Annotated in this window: 13 protein-coding genes; 7 read left to right on the top strand and 6 right to left on the bottom strand. The window is 71.5% G+C overall.

Annotated features, from left to right (window positions below; translation table 11 throughout):
- Positions 1 to 42: 42 nt before the first annotated feature.
- Entirely contained in the window at positions 43 to 675 is a 633-nt protein-coding gene (locus ALI22I_RS22550) for a CHAP domain-containing protein (RefSeq protein WP_077007519.1), read from the top strand.
- A 117-nt stretch (positions 676 to 792) separates the two neighbouring features.
- Here the strand turns inward: ALI22I_RS22550 and ALI22I_RS22545 are convergent, their stop codons facing one another.
- Both ALI22I_RS22545 and ALI22I_RS22540 read right to left on the bottom strand, forming a co-directional pair.
- On the bottom strand, positions 793 to 1,353 hold the full coding sequence (locus ALI22I_RS22545; protein WP_077007518.1) for a GNAT family N-acetyltransferase: 561 nt from the start codon (positions 1,351 to 1,353) through the stop codon (positions 793 to 795).
- On the bottom strand, positions 1,350 to 1,850 hold the full coding sequence (locus tag ALI22I_RS22540; RefSeq protein WP_077007517.1) for a YbaK/EbsC family protein: 501 nt from the start codon (positions 1,848 to 1,850) through the stop codon (positions 1,350 to 1,352). The genes ALI22I_RS22545 and ALI22I_RS22540 overlap by 4 nt, the downstream gene beginning before the upstream one ends.
- 182 nt (positions 1,851 to 2,032) lie before the next feature.
- Here ALI22I_RS22540 and ALI22I_RS22535 point away from each other — a divergent pair, with 182 nt between their 5' ends.
- Positions 2,033 to 2,458 (top strand): SAV_6107 family HEPN domain-containing protein, encoded by a 426-nt coding sequence (locus ALI22I_RS22535; protein ID WP_077007516.1) that lies wholly within the window; start codon positions 2,033 to 2,035, stop codon positions 2,456 to 2,458.
- Positions 2,455 to 3,219, top strand: a complete 765-nt coding sequence (locus tag ALI22I_RS22530) for a maleylpyruvate isomerase N-terminal domain-containing protein (protein ID WP_077007515.1) — start codon at positions 2,455 to 2,457, stop codon at positions 3,217 to 3,219. The genes ALI22I_RS22535 and ALI22I_RS22530 overlap by 4 nt, the downstream gene beginning before the upstream one ends.
- A gap of 251 nt (positions 3,220 to 3,470) precedes the next feature.
- Here ALI22I_RS22530 and ALI22I_RS22525 read toward each other — a convergent pair whose 3' ends face one another.
- The gene (locus tag ALI22I_RS22525; RefSeq protein ID WP_077007514.1) at positions 3,471 to 5,045 is read right to left on the bottom strand and encodes an alkaline phosphatase D family protein; all 1,575 of its coding nucleotides are present in this window, start codon (positions 5,043 to 5,045) and stop codon (positions 3,471 to 3,473) included.
- A 22-nt stretch (positions 5,046 to 5,067) separates the two neighbouring features.
- Between ALI22I_RS22525 and ALI22I_RS22520 the strand changes: the two genes are divergently transcribed.
- On the top strand, positions 5,068 to 5,778 hold the full coding sequence (locus ALI22I_RS22520) for a VOC family protein (protein WP_077007513.1): 711 nt from the start codon (positions 5,068 to 5,070) through the stop codon (positions 5,776 to 5,778).
- A 4-nt stretch (positions 5,779 to 5,782) separates the two neighbouring features.
- Here ALI22I_RS22520 and ALI22I_RS22515 read toward each other — a convergent pair whose 3' ends face one another.
- Together ALI22I_RS22515 and ALI22I_RS51060 are read right to left on the bottom strand one after the other, a co-directional pair.
- Positions 5,783 to 6,115 carry a hypothetical protein gene (locus ALI22I_RS22515; RefSeq protein ID WP_077007512.1) on the bottom strand — a complete coding sequence of 111 codons (333 nt, stop codon included), beginning with the start codon at positions 6,113 to 6,115 and terminating at the stop codon, positions 5,783 to 5,785.
- Between the two features lie 567 nt (positions 6,116 to 6,682).
- Entirely contained in the window at positions 6,683 to 8,032 is a 1,350-nt protein-coding gene (locus ALI22I_RS51060) for a polysaccharide lyase family 7 protein (RefSeq protein ID WP_077007511.1), read from the bottom strand.
- A 432-nt stretch (positions 8,033 to 8,464) separates the two neighbouring features.
- Here ALI22I_RS51060 and ALI22I_RS22505 point away from each other — a divergent pair, with 432 nt between their 5' ends.
- Positions 8,465 to 9,103 carry a GntR family transcriptional regulator gene (locus ALI22I_RS22505; protein WP_077007510.1) on the top strand — a complete coding sequence of 213 codons (639 nt, stop codon included), beginning with the start codon at positions 8,465 to 8,467 and terminating at the stop codon, positions 9,101 to 9,103.
- 2 nt (positions 9,104 to 9,105) lie between these two features.
- Positions 9,106 to 10,101 carry a 1-aminocyclopropane-1-carboxylate deaminase gene (locus ALI22I_RS22500; RefSeq protein ID WP_077007509.1) on the top strand — a complete coding sequence of 332 codons (996 nt, stop codon included), beginning with the start codon at positions 9,106 to 9,108 and terminating at the stop codon, positions 10,099 to 10,101.
- A gap of 224 nt (positions 10,102 to 10,325) precedes the next feature.
- Here ALI22I_RS22500 and ALI22I_RS22495 read toward each other — a convergent pair whose 3' ends face one another.
- Positions 10,326 to 14,870: an ATP-dependent helicase gene (locus tag ALI22I_RS22495; RefSeq protein WP_179118310.1), complete on the bottom strand. Its 4,545-nt coding sequence runs from the start codon at positions 14,868 to 14,870 to the stop codon at positions 10,326 to 10,328.
- A gap of 76 nt (positions 14,871 to 14,946) precedes the next feature.
- Between ALI22I_RS22495 and ALI22I_RS22490 the strand changes: the two genes are divergently transcribed.
- Positions 14,947 to 16,971, top strand: a complete 2,025-nt coding sequence (locus ALI22I_RS22490; protein WP_077007507.1) for an Hsp70 family protein — start codon at positions 14,947 to 14,949, stop codon at positions 16,969 to 16,971.
- Positions 16,972 to 17,004 lie beyond the last annotated feature (33 nt).

The raw sequence follows: 17,004 nt of genomic DNA, 5'->3' as shown, positions 1-17,004 counted from the left end.
GTTGGATCGAGCGGGGTGGACGACGGGGTAGGGGGATCGGCGATGACCAGACGGGCGATGCGGGCCGCACTCGGTGTGGTGCTGGCCGGTGCGCTGCTGATCGGCGGATCCCCGGCGCTCGTGCTGGCCCAACCCGGCGGGGTCAGCGACCAGGCCCAGTGGCGCATCCGGCAGGACATCGTGGACAACGCGCTGCGCGAGGTCGGCGCGCGCGAGACCAACGCCAACTACTACCCGCAGCGGTACCAGGAGATCGGCCAGGGCATCCTGCGCCCGGCCGAGTGGTGCGGCGTGTTCGTCAACTGGGCTTGGACGAGCGCCGGTGTGCCCGACCGGCCGTCGATGCGACCCGCCCCCGGCACGTCCGTGCTCGACCAGGGCCACTGGGCGACGTACTGGCAGAAGTGGGGCAAGGCCAACGGCCGGTGGAAGGACATCGCCGAGCGCGACGTCGCGCCGGGTGACGCCGTGGTCTACGGCAACTACCCGGACATGCACGCGCACGTCGGCCTGGTGGTCGAGGTCAAGTACGACCGGACCGGCCGCAAGGCGACGCACGTCCGCACCGTCGAAGGCAACTTCGACGACCGGGTCGTCTACTCGAAGCTGCGCAAGATCGAGGGCCTCAACGCGGGCAAGTACCTCCAGGCGTCGGGCTTCGTCTCGCCGTTCTAGCCCGGAATTGTCGGACCCCGCCGGCAGAATGAAGACAGGGGTCCCCCGGCGGGGACCCCAGCGAAGCGTGGCCGCGTCAGGCGACCGCGTCAGATGACGGGTGCCAGGTAGCGGGCGTCAGGTGACGGGCAGGGTGCGGCCCAGGACGGCGAACGGCCGTGGGTCGCCGGTGAACTGGTAGTGCCGCAGCACGTCCACGAAACCCGTGCGCCGGTACAGCCGCCAGGCCTTGCTCGGACCCTCCGGAGTGGACAGCAGCACCCGTGAACTGGGTACGCCCTCCAGCAGGTTGCGCAACAGTTGCTCCCCGACGCCCCGGCCCTGCGCGCGCGGCAGCACGTGCAGTTCGGTGAGCTCGAAGTAGTCGCGCATCCACTCCTCGACGGCCTTCGGCCCGGACACCATGGTCAGGCCGTGCCGCACCTGCTCGTGCCACCACTGGCCGACCGAGCCGCGGTAGCCGTAGCCGATGCCGATCAGCTCGTCCTGCTCGCCCAACGCCACCACGCACCGCCAGCCGTCGCGCAGCATGTGCGCCAACCACATGGGCGCGCGCTGCTCGGCCGTGCCGGGCGGGTAGTCCATCGCGCTGACGTAGAGCGCCAGCGCCTCGTCCAGCCGGGAGCTCAACTCCCGCGCGGACAGCGTGACGACCCGTTGCGACGGTGCGGCGGTCACCGGGCGACCTCGGCGGGTGTGCCACCGGTCAGGTCCACCAGACCCGCGTAGGTGGTGGGGTAGACCGCGTGCGGGTGCCCGGCCGCCGCCCACACCACCTCGTACTGCTCCAGCGCCACGTCCACGAAGGTGCGGATCGCCGCCGGGTGACCCACCGGCGAGACACCGCCGATCACCTGGCCGGTGTGCTCCCGCACGAACGCGGGCGTGGCCCGTTCGATCGAGTCCGCGCCCGCCAACGCGGCCAGCTTCGCCGTGTCCGCCCGGTGCGCGCCGGACGTGAGCACGAGCAGCGGTGAGGCGACGCCGTGGCGTACCGCGGCGAACACCAGGCTGTTGGCGATCGCGCCGACCGGCACACCCACCGCCTCGGCCGCCGCGGCGGCGGTGCGGACGGCGTCGGCCAGCACGCGGATCCCGTTCGCCGCCTCGTGGTGGCCCGCTTCGGACAGTGCGGCGGCCACCTTGCGGATGCCGGGGTGGTCGAGTGCGCTCACCTGTCCATGAGACCACGTGTGCTCGGGTTGAGGAGTGCCGGGCCGGCAGGATAGTCTGATCTAGCTCGAACACTTGTTCGAGCAATGCCTTGGTGGTGGGGCGGGGGAAGCGCCCCACCACCAAGTGCCGCCGTCTCCCCGCGGCGGTCGTCGCTGTCCCGACGCCGCGAGGAGGCCGCGAGATGAGCACTTCGACCGACTTCCCCCACACCCGCCGCATCCCCCTCCCACTGCCACCGGCGTCGGCGGTGACCCTGCTCGGTCAGGCCCGCGAGTGCCTGACCGAGGCCGAACGAGACCCCGCGCCGCACACCCGATTCGCCACGGCCTACCTGGCCGCGATGCGGGCCGCGGCGGCCGTGCTGGCGGCGAGGGGCCGACCCCACCGGGGCCGGTCCAAGCCGACCAGCGTGTGGGTCCTGCTGCCCTCCCTCGCGCCGGAGTTGCGCGAGTGGGCTGCGTTCTTCGCCGATTGCTCGGCGACGCGCGCGGCCGTGCAGGCGGGCATCACCAGGCAGGTCACCCAGCGCGCAGCCGACGACCTGGTGCGCCAAGCGGCGCAGTTCACCGAGTTGGTCGACGAGATCATGTACGAGGACGGACTGTGAGCAGGGGACTGGTCGGCTACGACCGCCTGATCGACGTGGTGGAGCAGGAAGCCGAACGCCTGGCGGCGTCGGCCGAAGGACAGCGCCCGGAACGCCAGGTGCCCGCGTGCCCCGGGCTCAACCTCGGGGAGACGGCGCGGCACGTGGGCAGCACGTACCGGATGGTGTCGACGTGGCTGAAGGAAGGCAGCCAACCGCTGGTGTGGCAGCAGGACCCGGAGGCGGGGCAGCCGTTGCCCGAGTACGTCCGCTCGGGTGTGCCGCCGTTGGTGCGGGCTTTGCGGGCGCGCGGACCGGACGACCCGTGCGAGACGTGGTGGCCGGCCGAGCGCAACCACAACTTCTGGGCACGGCGGCTGGCGCACGAGTCGACCGTGCACCGGATGGACGTGCAGGCGGCGGCCGGGCTGCCGGTCGACGACGTGGACGACGACGTGGCCGAGGACGGCGTGGACGAGGTCCTGACCCTCTGGTTGGGCCACCGCCTGGACATCCTCGGCGTGCGCGGCACCCGACAGGGCACCGTGGCGATCCGTGCGGGCAGCAAGGTGTGGCTGGCCACCACCGGCCCGGACCCGGCGGTGGCGCGCCTGGTCGGCGGCGAGGAGGCCGCGTCGGCGGACGGCGAGGTGACCGGCACCCCGATGCAGGTGTACCGCTGGTTGTGGGGCCGAATCCCCGACCGGGACCTACCGCCTCCCTCCGGTGACCACGACGCCATCGCCCAACTGTGGGCGCTGCTCAGGCTGGCCACCAAGTAGAGGCCGCACACCGAGTGGACGTGCGTCCGCCGCCGGGGGCCACCTGACCTCCCACCCGGCTGCGGACGCACCACACGACCAACCCGATTCGGCGGCGGGCCTGTCCACACCTGACCGGCTTGTCCACAGCCGGCTCGTCGGGCGCCGAAATCGTCAGACCTTTGCGGCAGAATAAAAGCAGGGGTCCCCTGGCGGGTACGCCTGCGAAGCGTTGACCTGCGAGGCGCTGACTTGCGAGGCGTCGGCCGGCTTCACAGCGCCATGGAGGTGGCTTCGCGCAGGCCGTCGGCAGTGGCTGTTTCCAGGCGGAAGCGGGCGTTGCGGCCCTCGATCTCCAGTACGCCCACGGAGTTGCCGAAGTGCGGGCCGCTGAGCTTGTGCCACGCCACCGGGTCGGGCGAGATGCCGCGTCGGTCCGCCCACCACCGCAGCACGCGTGCGATCGGGCGTGACCACGACAGCCGGAACGCGGGCCGGAAGATCCACGGCGGCTCGTTGTGCACGGGCGAGCACACGAGTTGGTACACCTTCGCGTCCGCCGCCGACGCGAACGTCGCCCGTGCCGCATAGCTGTGGTGGACGTCGCCGGACAGCACGCACACCGTGCCGGGCCGGTTGTCGGACCGCGTGATCCGTTCCAGCAACCGGGCCAGCCGCTCGAACGACGCCCGGAACGCGGGCCAGTGCTCCAGGTCCCCGACCTGCCGCACCTTCTCCCCGAGCCGTCCCCGCCAGCCCGGCAGGTTCGCCAGCCGCTCGTTCAACGACTGGAAGTGGCTCAACGCGTGCGGCATCAGCCACGGCAGCGACGAGCCGATCAGGAGGTGGTCGAAATCGCCCTGGGCGTTCTCCTCGATCCAGCCGAACTCGCGGTCGCCCACCATCAGCCGCTCCGGCCCGGACAGGATGCGCCCGCTGCGCGTGTCCACCACCAGCAGCCGCACCCGGCCGAAATCGCGCCGGTAGCTCCACTGCGTCGACTTGCCGCCGTCGACCTCGCGGTCGGCCTGCTCGGCGAAGTCCTCCAACAACGCCTGCACGTCACCGCCGGTGGACCGCACCTTCTCGTACAGCGGGTCGCGCGCCAGGTCGTCCGGCCCGAGGTTGCCCAGGTGCTGGTACACCCAGTACGACGCGAGCCCGGCCCGGATGCGCTCCGGCCACCACCGCTTCCGCGCCATCTGCTCACGCCACGTCCGAGAGGTGTTCCAGTCGTCGCGCACGTCGTGGTCGTCGAAGATCATCGACGTCGGCACCACGGACATCAGCCAGCGGATCTCCGGGTCGGCCCACGTCTCGTGGTACAGCTCGGCGTACTCCCGGAACGACACCACCTCGCCCGCCGGCTCCGGTCGGCGTTCGGCCAGCCACCGCGTGATCCGCGGCGTCGGCTCGTCCGCGTAGACCTGGTCGCCGAGCAGCACCAGCGCGTCGGGCCACCGGTCCTGCGGCTCGTCCTTCATCCGCAACGCGTACGCGTCCAGCGCGTCCGGCCCGAGCTTGTCCGGCGTGACTTCGGACTTCGCCGCACGGCACGACCCGAACAGCAGCCGCCGCACGGGCGCGGTGCGGATGCTGGGCGACGGGAACGGCGAGTCCGGCCGCGGCCACACCACGTCACCGTCCAGCCGCACGTCGTAGGGCGTGACGGTGTCGGGCGCCAGGCCGTCGACCACGACCAGGGCGAAGTGCTGTTCGCCGACCTGGAACGTCCCGGCGCGGCGGCCCGCGACGGCGACCTCGCACGCGGCGTCGGTCTCCACCCACACCGTCGCCGAGGTGGAGTCGACGTGCCGCAGCACCGGACCAAGAACGAGCTCAGGCATGGGCAGACGTTACCGTCGGGACATGTCAACGCAGTGGTACGGCATCGTCGTGGACTCGGCCGATCCGATCGCACTCGGCCGTTTCTGGTCGGCGTTGCTGGACAAGCCGATCACCGGTGAGAGCGCCGAAGAGGTCGACGTGGCGCTCGACGACGGGCTGTGGCTGGTGTTCGTGCTCGTGTCGGACCCGAAGGTGGTGAAGAACCGCGTGCACCTGGACCTGGCCTCGACCTCCGCCGAGGACCAGGCGGCGATCGTGGCGCGGGCCGTGGAACTGGGTGCGAAGCCGGTCGACATCGGGCAGGGCGACGTGCCGTGGGTGGTGCTGGCCGACCCGGAGGGCAACGAGTTCTGCGTGTTGGAGCCGCGTGACGAGTACGCGCACACCGGCCCGGTCGCGGCGGTCGTGGTGGACGCGCACGACCCGCGGGCGCAGGCGGCGTTCTGGGCCGGTGTGGTCGGGCTGCCGGTGACGCGCGAGCACGACGAGTACGCGTCGTTGAGCCAGGAGGCCGGACCGTCGTTGGAGTTCGTGCGGGTGGCCGAGCCGAAAGTGGTGAAGAACCGGCTGCACCTCGATGTCGTGCCGCCCGCCGACGGCGATCTGCCGACCGAGGTGGTGCGGCTGGAGGCGTGGGGCGCGGTGCGGGCGGACGTCGGGCAGATCGACGTGCCGTGGGTCGTGCTGACCGACCGTGAGGGCAACGAGTTCTGCGTGCTGTCGCCCCGCTGACGGGTCAAGGGGTCGTCTCGGCCGGAGGCATGGCGAACCACTGTCGGCTTGCGGGCACGTATTGCAGAACGATGGCCGCCAGGACCAACGGGAAGAGCCCCAGTCCCACCAGGCTCAGCACGGTGAGCGCGGTGCGGTTGTCGCTCCCGTGCCGCAGCCCTCGGCCGAGCTGCCAGATCACCACTGCCGCCACGGTCAACACGCTGGCAACGGCTGCCATGACATCGTTGCCGTCCAGGAAAGCCCTCAACGCCGCGGAGCCGTAGGACACGGTGAGGAGCACACCCGTGATGATCCACAGCACGGCCGCGGCGGTGAGCGTCCCCGGACGCGGCATCTGATAGTCCCAGGGCGATGGCGGAGGCATCGGCGGGGTTCGGTACGGATTCCGCTCTTCCGGATTTCCCGACATGATCTGGTCCCCTCCCCGTCGGCAGTTCGCTCATGGTGGGGTCGCAGGGCACTCACGCACAGCGGGTTGGCACGAACCGGCCACACCCCGGCAGGTGTGACCACCGGCGATGGTCGTCACCAAGATCGTGGAGGGCGCACGTCTACGCGAACTGGACCTGCGGTGTCCAAGCCCCGTCAGTTGCCCAGTCGAACGATCGGGCCGGGCCCGTCAAGCACGGGCTCGGCCCTCTCACCGCGTGCTTCTTCGCCAGGAGCACTGTCCTGGCCCGCGTCCTGGAGTGGTCATGCGTCTGCGCCGCGCGAGTTTGTCTGACCTGTTATTGGCACGAGGGCGAGTTCGTCGCCCATCCCTACCTCGGCGGCACGCCCACCGCGCTGCACCCGGTGGCGGCGGAGCTCCTGGCCGCCTTAAAGGGGGTGCACCACCGACGCCGAGGCGATCCAGCGCCGCTTCCGACATCGGTGGTGCACCCCCGCGCGCTCACGTCGGTCAGGGCGCGTAGGCCACGATCTCCAGGACCGAAGTCCAGTCGTTCGAGGTGTTGCCGTAGCCGACAACGCGGAGGTAGCGGGCTTTCGCGTCCGCGAAGTCGTAGTTCTCGAATCCGGTTGTGTCACCGCTGCTGTCGCGTCGGGGGAGGGCGGTGGTCCACTTCTCGCCGTCGACGGACGTCTGGAGTTCGAAGGTCGCCTTCCTGGTGTCGCCCTTCGACCAGGCGATGGCCGTCGATCCGACGTCCACCGTCCGACACAGGTCCAGCCGCAACCAGACGCCGTCGCCTTCATCCGACCACCGCGTGGTCATGTCACCGTCGATGGCGTTGGCCGGCAGGTTGCCATCGTCGTCACTGGCCCACGTGTCGCACACCTCCAGCTTGCCGCCCGGGGATGGCGGAGTGGTGGTGGGCGGGGTCGTGGTGGTGGGCGGAGTGGTGGTGGTCGGCCGGGTCGTGGTGGTCGGCGGAGTGGTGGTGGATGGCAGCGTCGTGGATGGCGGCGTCGTGGATGGCGGCGTCGTGGTGGGCAGCGCAGTAGTGGTCGGCGGAGTGGTGGTCGACGGCGGGTTGGAGCCGTGGGTCACGCGCACGTTGTGGATGACGACCTGGCCGTAGTTGCCGCTGCCGCACGGCGAGGAGTTGGTGCAGTTGGCCTGGGTGTAGGCGCCGGCCTTGAAGTAGGCGGTGGAGACGGACTTGTTGAGCTTCGTTTGCAGTACGCCGTTGTAGTAGGCCTCGATGACACCGTTCCGGGCGACGAACTTGGCCTCGAACCGCGTCCCCAACTTGTAGTTGTCGGTCACCAGCTTGTGGTGGGGGTTGTCGCCGTCGGTCACGTAGAGGTTCGTGCCTTCCAGCCGGAAGACCGTGACGTCGTCACTGCCGCCGTGGATCTGGCCCGCCACCACGTGCGGCTTGCCGGCGGGCAGGTTGGTGATGGTCTGGTCGATGACCATCGTGTGCACGCTGGAGGTGGTGGACCAGGCCGCCTTGGAGCCGTCGCGGTTCACCTCCCGCAACTCGGACCGGGGGTACTTCGAACCGCTGGTGGTGACGCCGTTCACCGCCGCGCGGAACCGGATGCCGTCACACCCGCTGGCGATGAACCACGGGTCCACCCGGAACCTGTCGAGCTCCGGTTGCTTGACCTCGTCCACCGAGCCCTGCGATCCGGTGGGCAGTTGGATCTTCCACATCGACAGGTCCATCACGTCGGCCGGGTACTCGCACGCCGCCGCGGTCTGCGGCCCGGCCGCCGTGCCGGCATCGGATGCCGCGACCGCGACGCCCGACAGCACCACCAGCAACATGGCCGAGGCACCGGCCACCTTTCGTACGTACATCGCTGTCCTCTCGAACGTGCACAGCGGGATCGCCAGTGGTGACGAATCCGCGGAAGACACACGTTGGCGCACAACCGGAACCCCGGTGTGCGCCGTGTCCGGTTGATGCCGTGTCCGGTTGAGGCTTGATCGAGGGCAGCCCTCGCCCGAGCGGGAGTCAGCGCGGGAGACCGGCCAGGTCGGCCATCAGGGCCATGTGAATTCCCAGCCGACGGGTCCAGATCAGAGCAGACCACCGCCCCGCCCTCGAACTTCCAGCGCGCCGTCCACCGCCGGGACCAGCCCTGCCCTGACGCCGGCACCGCCCGCTCACCACCAAGGTCACCGCCCAGACCAGCCGGCAACTCGGCGCCATCCGGATCATGTACGTAGCCGCTGACAAGACCTGGAGGTCCTGGCGATCTTTCAGGCGGGCGTCTACAGTCTGCCGATATGCAATATATTAGTCGGGAGCTGTTCCGCGACCAGGCGCTGACCGCGATCCGCGAGGCGATCCTGGGCGGCGACCTGGCGCCCGGCGTGCCGATCAAGGACGTGGAGCTGGCCGAGCGGCTGGGCCTGTCCCGGACGCCGGTGCGCGAGGCGTTGGCGCGGCTGACCGACGAGGGCCTGGTCGAGACCAAGCCGCACAGCTACACCAGGGTCACGCCGCTGGACACGGCGGCGGTGCGGGACGCGCACGTCGTGATCCAGACCATGCACGCGCTGACCGCCCGGCTGGCCGTGCCGCGCGTGGTCGAGGCGGACCTGGACGCCATGCGTGCGGCCAATGCGGTGTTCGCGCAGGCCCTGGACATCGGCGACGTGCCGGGCGCGCTCGCCGCCGACGACGAGTTCCACGCGGTGGCCGTGCGGCGCAGCGGGAACTTCGCCGTGGCGGCCACCATCGAGCGCTACACCCCACTCGTCCGCCGCCTGGAACGGCTGCGGTTCGCCGCGCCGACCGGCCGCCACTCGGTGGCCATGCACGACGAGATCATCACCGCCTGCGCCGCGGCCGACGCCGACCTGGCGGCACGGCTGGTCGAGCGGAACTGGGCGACGTTGGCCGACCTGCTTGAGGAGAACTGACCATGGCACTGGACGATTTCGCGCGCTACCCGCTGACCTTCGGCCCGTCCCCGGTGCACAAGCTGGAGCGGCTGACCAAGCACCTCGGCGGCGCGCAGGTGTGGGCGAAGCGGGAGGACTGCAACTCCGGGTTGGCCTACGGCGGCAACAAGACCCGCAAGCTGGAGTACCTGGTGGCGGAGGCGTTGGCGACGGGCTGCGACACGCTGGTGTCGATCGGCGGCGTGCAGTCCAACCACACCCGCCAGGTGGCCGCGGCGGCGGCGCGGGCCGGGCTGAAGTGCGTGCTGGTGCAGGAGAGCTGGGTGGACTGGCCGGACGCGGTGTACGACCGGGTGGGCAACATCCTGCTCAGCCGGTTGATGGGCGCCGAGGTGCGGCTGGTGGAGGCGGGCTTCGGCATCGGCGTGAAACCCGCGTGGGAGCAGGCGATCGAGGACGTCCGGGCGGCCGGCGGCACGCCGTACGCGATCCCGGCGGGCGCGTCGGACCACCCGTTGGGCGGGCTCGGGTTCGCCGGGTGGGCGGCCGAGGTCGAACAGCAGGAGGCCGAGTTGGGCGTCCGGTTCGACACGATCGTCGTGTGCTCGGTGACCGGCAGCACGCAGGCGGGCATGGTCGCCGGGTTCGCGGGCAGCGGGCGGACGATCCTCGGCATCGACGCGTCCGCCGAGCCGCGCGACACCCGTGACCAGGTGCTGCGGATCGCCAAGAGCACGGCGGACCTGTTGGGCGTCGAGGTGGCCGACGCGGACGTCGTGCTCGACGACCGGTTCCACGAAGGCATCTACGGCGTGCCCGGCGAGTCCACTTTGGACGCGATGCGGCTGGGGGCTCGGCTCGAAGGCATGATCACCGACCCGGTGTACGAGGGCAAGTCACTGGCCGGCCTGGTGCAACTCGTTTCCGCCGGCGAGATCCCGCGCGACTCCACGGTCCTGTACGCCCACCTCGGCGGCCAGCCTGCGTTGAACGCCTACAGCTCTCTGTTCCGCTGAGGCCTGAGTTCCCTGTTCCGCTGAGGCTGAGTTCTCTAGTTCCGCTGAGGCTGGCTGCGAACTCTTGCGTGATCGCGTGAGATCGGTCCGCCGTGCGCCGCCTCGCCTCCTTCCAACCCGGCAACGTCAATGGTGTGCGGAAAGTTTCCGGTTGACCTGCTTCTTCGCTCAATTGGGTGATCTTGAGCGGGATCGGTGGTTGTGGCAGCCGTACCGCTCTTCCCTCACGCGCGCAGCCGGAGGCCCTTCGGTGTCGCCCGGAAGCCTGCTTCCTGGAGGATGCCTGCCAGCCGTGAGCCCAGTGCCACCTCCCCGTCGGCTCGTTGGACTGCCAGCTGTCCCAACCAACCGTCGCGGACGGCTCGGCTCAGGGCCTGTGCGGCTGCGCGCAGCGGGTCCTCCTCCTCCGTGAACGACAGCAGGGATCGGCCGCCTCGCTCCACGTAGAGCGTGGCGTCACCGTCCACCAGCACGACCAGTGCGCCGGACTTGCGGCCTGGGCGGTGTTTGCCCTCGCCGGAGAGTTCTGGCCACGGCAGTGCCGCACCGTAGGGCTGCGCGGGATCGGCTGCCGCCAAGACCACGGCGTCCGGTGTGCCGACGTGTTCCTGGCCTGGTGGCCGGGAGGACGCGCGCAGGCGGTCTACCGCGCCCCGGGCGGCGAACTGGGCCGCACCGAGCCCTTCGACCACGTACCCGCGCACGACCTGTCCGGACTCCTCCATCGCGCGCAGCACCCGGTACACCCCGCTGAACCCGCCGGTCACCCGCTCGGTGTCCAGTGCGCCGCGGGTCAGCACGCCGTGCCGCTCCAGGAACGCCTCGGCCCGCGCGTGCGCTCGCCGGGTCGCGTCCGCGGCGGGCACGACGGCCAGTGACCACCGGCCTGCCACCATCGGCGGGCCGCTGCGGCTGGGCATGTCCGGGCGGCCCGCCCGCATCCGCGCGTATCTGCCGCGTGGCGTGGCTCGTCGGGGTTTGTGGGCCGTGCCGCCGCCCGCGACCAGCGCCCGCAGCGGTGCCAAGGTGTCGTTGGTGACCACGCCCGCCCACACCAAATCCCACAGCGCGCCGACGACCTCGCCGTCCGTCGTCGGGCCCTGCAACGACACCCGGTCGACCAGCTGCCGGAAGAACAACGCGCCGCCGGCCAACGCCTCCACCACGGCGGTGTGCAGCGACGAGTCCGGCATCGCCTCCGGCACCAGGTCCGGCAGCAGCAGGTCGGCCACGTCCGTCGGCGCCAGTGCGATCCAGCCGTCGCCGCCGGACAGCGAGCCGCACCCCGTCCAGGTCACCTCGCCGGACGCGGTCAGCTCGTCCAGCAGCGCCGGGTTGTAGCCGGGCAGCCGGGCGGGCAGCACCAGCGACTCGACCGCGCTCGCGGGCAGCGGTGCGCCCGCCAACTGCTCGACCACCGAGTACACGTCGTCCACCGTCGGCGCGGACCGCAACCGCCGACCCACGCCGTGCCAGCTCGGCAGGAACCGGCCCAGCGCGGCCGGCTCGACCGGCTCCACCTCGGCCCGCAGCCGGGCCAGCGACGCCCGCCGCAACCGCCGCAGCACATCGGCGTCGCAGTACTCGGTGTGGCTGCCACCGGGTCTGAGCTCGCCGCGCACCAGCCGGCCGGTGGCCGCCATCCGCTCCAGCACACCGGTCACGACCGCGACGCCCAGACCGAACCGCTCCGCCGCCTCCATCGCCGGGAACGGGCCGTGCGTCCGGGCGTAACGCGACAGCAGGTCGCCCAACGGGTCGGCCACCGGCTCGGTGAACACCTCCGGCACGCCCACCGGCAGCGCCACGCCCAACGCGTCGCGCACCCGGCCCGCGTCCTCGATGGTGATCACCCGGTCTTGGCCCGCGATGCGCACCCGGATCGCCCGCCGCTGCGCCACCAGGTCGGCCAGCCACTCCGGCCGCACGCCCCGTTCCAGCGCCTCCGCCTCGGACAGATCACCGAGGAACCGCAGCAGGTCCGCCGCGCCCTCCGCGTCCCGCGCGTGCCGGTCCGGCGCGAGGCGTTGCAGGTTGCGCTCGACCTCCTCGACCACCTCCGGGTCGAGCAGTTCCCGGATCGCCTCGGAGCCCAGCAGTTCGGCCAGCAGCGCCGAATCCAGCGACAGCGCCGCCGCCCGCCGTTCGGCAAGCGGCGCGTCCACCTCGTACAGGAACATCCCGACGTACCCGAACAGGAGGCTGCGCGCGAACGGCGACGGCGACGGCGTCTCCACCTCCACCACGCGCACCCGTCGTGCCCGGATGTCCGTCATCAGCTCACGCAGGCCCGGCACGTCGTACACGTCCTGCAGGACCTCGCGCATCGCCTCCAGGACCACCGGGAAGCTCTCGTACTTCGCCGCCACCGACAGCAGTTGCGCCGCCCGCTGCCGTTGCTGCCACAACGGGGTGCGGCGGCGCGGGTCGCGGCGGGGCAGCAGCAGCGAGCGCGCCGCGCACTCCCGGAACCGGGCCGCGAACAGCGCCGACCCGCCCACCTCGGCCACCACGATCTGCTCGACCTCCTCCGGGTCGAGCAGCACGTCGTCCGCCCCCGCCACGACCTGCGCGCCGTCCAGGTCGACCGCGTCCGGCAGCCGGATCACGATCCCGTCGTCGGAGTGCGCGGCCTGCACCTCGATACCGCGCCGTTCCCGCAACCGGGCCGCGATCGCCAACGCCCACGGCGCGTTGACCTGCGCCCCGAACGGCGAGTGCACCACCAGCCGCCAGTCGCCCAGCTCGTCCCGGAACCGCTCCACCAGCACGATCCGGTCGTTGGGCACGTGCCTGGTCGCCTCACGCTGCTCGCCCAGATATGCCAGCAGGTTCGACGTCGCCCACGGGTCCAACCCGGCCGACGCCGTCCGCCCGGCCGCTTCCGTGGAGTCCATAGTGGACACCTCGCGCAGGAACTTCCCCAGCGCCCGCCCCAACTCCAGCGGACGTCCCGGCGCGTCGCCCTTCCAGAACGGCATCCGCGCGGGCTGGCCCGGCGCGGGCACCACGATCACCCGGTCGTGGGTGATGTCCTCGACCCGCCACGACGACGTGCCGAGCAGGAACGTGTCGCCGACCCGCGACTCGTAGACCATCTCCTCGTCCAGCTCGCCCACCCGTGAGCCGGGACCGCGCTCCGACGGCGGCGTCATCACCGCGAACAGCCCCCGGTCCGGGATGGTGCCGCCCGACGTCACCGCCAGCCGCTGCGAGCCGGGCCTGCCGCGCAGCTCACCGGTGATCCGGTCCCACGTGATCCGGGGCCGCAGCTCGCCGAACTCCTCGCTCGGGTACCGGCCCGCGAGCATGTCGAGCACCGCTTGGAGGGCCGATTCCGGCAGCGCGGCGAACGGCGCGGCCCGCCGCACCAGCCCGGCCAGCGCCTCGACCGTCCACGTCTCCATCGCCACCATGGCCACCACGTGCTGCGCCAGCACGTCCAGCGGGTTGCGCGGGTACCGCACGGCCTCGATCGCGCCGTCCCGCATCCGCTCCGCCACCACCGCGCACGACACCAGGTCGCCGCGGAACTTCGGGAACATCACCCCGCGCGACACCGCGCCCACCTGGTGCCCGGCCCGGCCGACCCGCTGCAACCCGGACGCCACCGTCGGCGGCGCCTCCACCTGCACCACCAGGTCGACCGCGCCCATGTCGATGCCCAGCTCCAACGACGACGTCGCCACCACGCACGGCAGCCGCCCGGACTTCAGCTCCTCCTCGACCACCACCCGTTGTTCGCGCGACATGGAGCCGTGGTGCGCGCGGGCGATCGTGGCGGTGCGCTGAGTGGTGATGCCGGACTGGCCGGGCGCCTCCGCCGGGAACCGCTCCAGCTCCACGGCTTCTTCGGCCAGCTCGTTGAGGCGCGCGGTGAGCCGTTCGGCCAGCCGCCGCGAGTTCGCGAACACGATCGTCGACCGGTGCTGCCGGACCAGCTCCAGCACCCGGTTCTCCACCGCGGGCCAGATCGACGCCCGCTGCTCCGCGCCCGCCGCCGAGCCGGACACCTCCCCGGTCGGCTCGCCGAGCACCGACATGTCCTCGACCGGGACCTCGACCCGCACTTCGATCGTCTTGGCCGTCTTCGGCTGCACGACCCGCACCGGCCGCCCACCCGCGAGGAACGCGCTCACCTCCTCGACCGGCCGAACCGTCGCGGACAGCCCGATCCGCTGGGCGGGCCTGTCCAGCAGCGCGTCGAGCCGTTCCAGGGCCAGCGCGAGGTGCGCGCCGCGCTTGGTGCCCGCGACCGCGTGCACCTCGTCCACGATCACCGTCTCCACCCCGCGCAACGACTCCCGTGCCGCCGACGTGAGGATGAGGAACAGCGACTCCGGCGTGGTGACCAGCACGTCCGGCGGGGTCCTGGAGAAGGCGCGCCGCGCGTCCGCCGGTGTGTCGCCGGTGCGCATGCCGACCGTGATGTCCGGCTCGGGCAGCGACAGCCGGTGCGAGGCCTGCCGGATACCCGCCAACGGCGCCCGCAGGTTCCGCTCCACGTCCACCGCCAACGCCTTCAACGGCGAGACGTACAGCACCCGACACCGCCGCTTGGGTTCGGCCGGCTTCGGCGTCGAGGCCAGCCGGTCCAACGCCCACAGGAACGCGGCCAACGTCTTGCCGGACCCCGTGGGCGCGATGACCAACGCGTGCTCGCCCGCGGCCGCCGCCTCCCACGCGCCCACCTGCGCCGCCGTGGGCGCGGCGAACGCCCCGGCGAACCACTGCCGGGTAGCGGGCGAGAAAGCGGCCTGGACTTCCATGCCGTCCATACTGAACCAGGGGTACGACAATTTTCGTCTATGGCACGATCACCCCGTTCGATCCAAAGGGGTGACTGTGCGCGTCCTGTCCGTTGACCTGGGCACTTCCAACACCGTTGCGGTGCTCGCCGCGCACGGCAGGCCGCCCCGGGTCGTGGAGGTGGACGGCTCGGCCACCATGCCGTCGGCCGTCTACTGCGAAGAGGACGGCACGCTCGTCGTCGGTCGTGACGCCGAGCGCCGCGCCCGCCTCGACCCGGCCCGCTTCGAACCCAATCCCAAGCGCCGCGTGGACGACGGCGTGCTGCTCCTCGGTTCCAACGTCCTCCCGGTCACCGACGCGCTGGCCGCCGTGCTGCGCCGCGTGTTCGACGAGACCAACCGCCAACTGGGCGGCGAGTCGCTGGACGAGATCCGCCTCACCCATCCCGCCCAGTGGGGCGCGACGCGCCGCAACGTGCTGTTGTCCGCGGCCCGCCTGGCGGGCGCGACCGGCGAGATCGTGCTCGTCCCCGAACCGGTCGCCGCCGCCTCCCACTACGCCTCGCTGGCCGTCGGCCAAGCGCTTGCGGTGTACGACCTGGGTGCGGGCACGTTCGACGTGGCCATCGTCGGAGCCACCCAGAGCGGCTTCACCGTGCTCGCCGAGGACGGCTTGCCGGACCTGGGCGGCCTCGACGTCGACCAGGCCCTCCTCGAACACGTCGGGCGGCAGGTCTCGCACCGCGATCCTGGTACCTGGCAACGGCTGCTGCGCCCGGAGTCCACGGCCGACCGCCGGGCCCGGCGCGCGCTCCTGGAGGACGTGCGGGCCGCCAAGGAGTCGTTGTCGCGGCACGCGCACACCGAGGTGCCGATGCCGGAGCCGTTCGAGGACGTGCTGGTCAGCCGCTCCGACCTGGAAGCGCTGGTCCGGCCGAGCATGATGCGCAGCGTGGAGCTGCTGGAATCCACCATCCGCTCCACCGGCATGGCGCCCAACCAACTCGCGGGCATCTACCTGGTCGGCGGCGCCAGCCGCATCCCGCTGGTCGCGGCCATGATCGCCGAGCAGGTGCGGATCGTGCCGACGAGCCTGGACCAGCCGGAGACCTCGGTCGCCCTGGGTGCCCACCACGTCCCCAAGAACGGCGTCACGCCGCGCTCGCAGGAGCCGCAGCGGCCCAAGGAGCCGGACACGGTCGTCACCAAGCCGGTGAACCCGAACGCCAGCGGCCGGCACCAGGTGAACCCGGCGGTCAGCGGCGCACACCAGGTCAATCCGGCCGCGAGCGGTCCGTATCAGGTCAACCCGAACGCGAGCGGTCCGTATCAGGTCAACCCGAACGCGAGCGGTCCGTATCAGGTCAACCCGAACGCGAGCGGCTCGTACCAGGTCAATCCCAATGCGAGCGGCTCGTACCAGGTCAACCCGAACGCCAGCGGTCCGTATCAGGTCAATCCCAACACCAGTGGGCCCTACCAGGTGGGCTACCCGCAGACCGGGCCGCAGCAGTTCAACTTCCCGACCGTGAGCCCGCGCCAACAGACCAAACCGGAGAAGAAGAAGCCCAACCGGACCGTGCTGATCTCCGTCGGCGCGGCCGTGGTGCTCGTGCTGGGCGTGGTCGGCGGGATTTTCGCGTTCGGCGGGCCGGGCGTGCCCAGCGCCCAGGAGTGCAAGAACGACACCCAGCAGGACGACAAGGGCTTCACCGAGTGCCTGCGCCGCCTCGCGGGCACGATCCCGGACACCAGCACCTGCAAGGCGGGCGGCACGCCGGGCGTGGGCGGGGTCGACGGCATCAAGGGCACCGTGGTCAGCTGCGCGGTGAAGGACGACTACTCGGTCCAGTACGTCCTCACCGAGACGGTCGTCGGCGCGCAGAACGGCGCGGATGCCGTCGTGCGGTCGCTCAAGAGCGACACGGTCGAGGCCCAGTGGGCGGGCAACGGCCTCACCGGCAAGTACCGGGCCGCCGCGGACGGCGGGCTGGGGCTGCTCGTGTTCACCGCGGACAACCTCCCGCTGCTCGGCATCGTGACCAAGAGCGGCGCCGAGGAGCTGACCGCGGACCAGGTCGCGGACTTCTTCGAGAACACCGTCCAGCCCGGCACCTGAACCCGGACGGTGGCTGGTCGGGACCCGTTTCCC

This window comes from Saccharothrix sp. ALI-22-I, from assembly GCF_001984175.1.
GTDB lineage: Bacteria > Actinomycetota > Actinomycetes > Mycobacteriales > Pseudonocardiaceae > Actinosynnema.
This window is presented reverse-complemented; position numbering and strand designations above follow the sequence as displayed.

What these genes read in the sequence shown, in the direction of transcription:
- ALI22I_RS22495 (WP_179118310.1), bottom strand. Translation starts at nt 14,870, where the DNA reads ATGGAAGTCCAGGCCGCTTTCTCGCCCGCTACCCGGCAGTGGTTCGCC.
- ALI22I_RS22525 (WP_077007514.1), bottom strand. Translation starts at nt 5,045, where the DNA reads ATGCCTGAGCTCGTTCTTGGTCCGGTGCTGCGGCACGTCGACTCCACC.
- ALI22I_RS22500 (WP_077007509.1), top strand. Translation starts at nt 9,106, where the DNA reads ATGGCACTGGACGATTTCGCGCGCTACCCGCTGACCTTCGGCCCGTCC.
- ALI22I_RS22515 (WP_077007512.1), bottom strand. Translation starts at nt 6,115, where the DNA reads ATGCCGCGTCCGGGGACGCTCACCGCCGCGGCCGTGCTGTGGATCATC.
- ALI22I_RS22535 (WP_077007516.1), top strand. Translation starts at nt 2,033, where the DNA reads ATGAGCACTTCGACCGACTTCCCCCACACCCGCCGCATCCCCCTCCCA.
- ALI22I_RS51060 (WP_077007511.1), bottom strand. Translation starts at nt 8,032, where the DNA reads ATGTACGTACGAAAGGTGGCCGGTGCCTCGGCCATGTTGCTGGTGGTG.
- ALI22I_RS22520 (WP_077007513.1), top strand. Translation starts at nt 5,068, where the DNA reads ATGTCAACGCAGTGGTACGGCATCGTCGTGGACTCGGCCGATCCGATC.
- ALI22I_RS22550 (WP_077007519.1), top strand. Translation starts at nt 43, where the DNA reads ATGACCAGACGGGCGATGCGGGCCGCACTCGGTGTGGTGCTGGCCGGT.
- ALI22I_RS22505 (WP_077007510.1), top strand. Translation starts at nt 8,465, where the DNA reads ATGCAATATATTAGTCGGGAGCTGTTCCGCGACCAGGCGCTGACCGCG.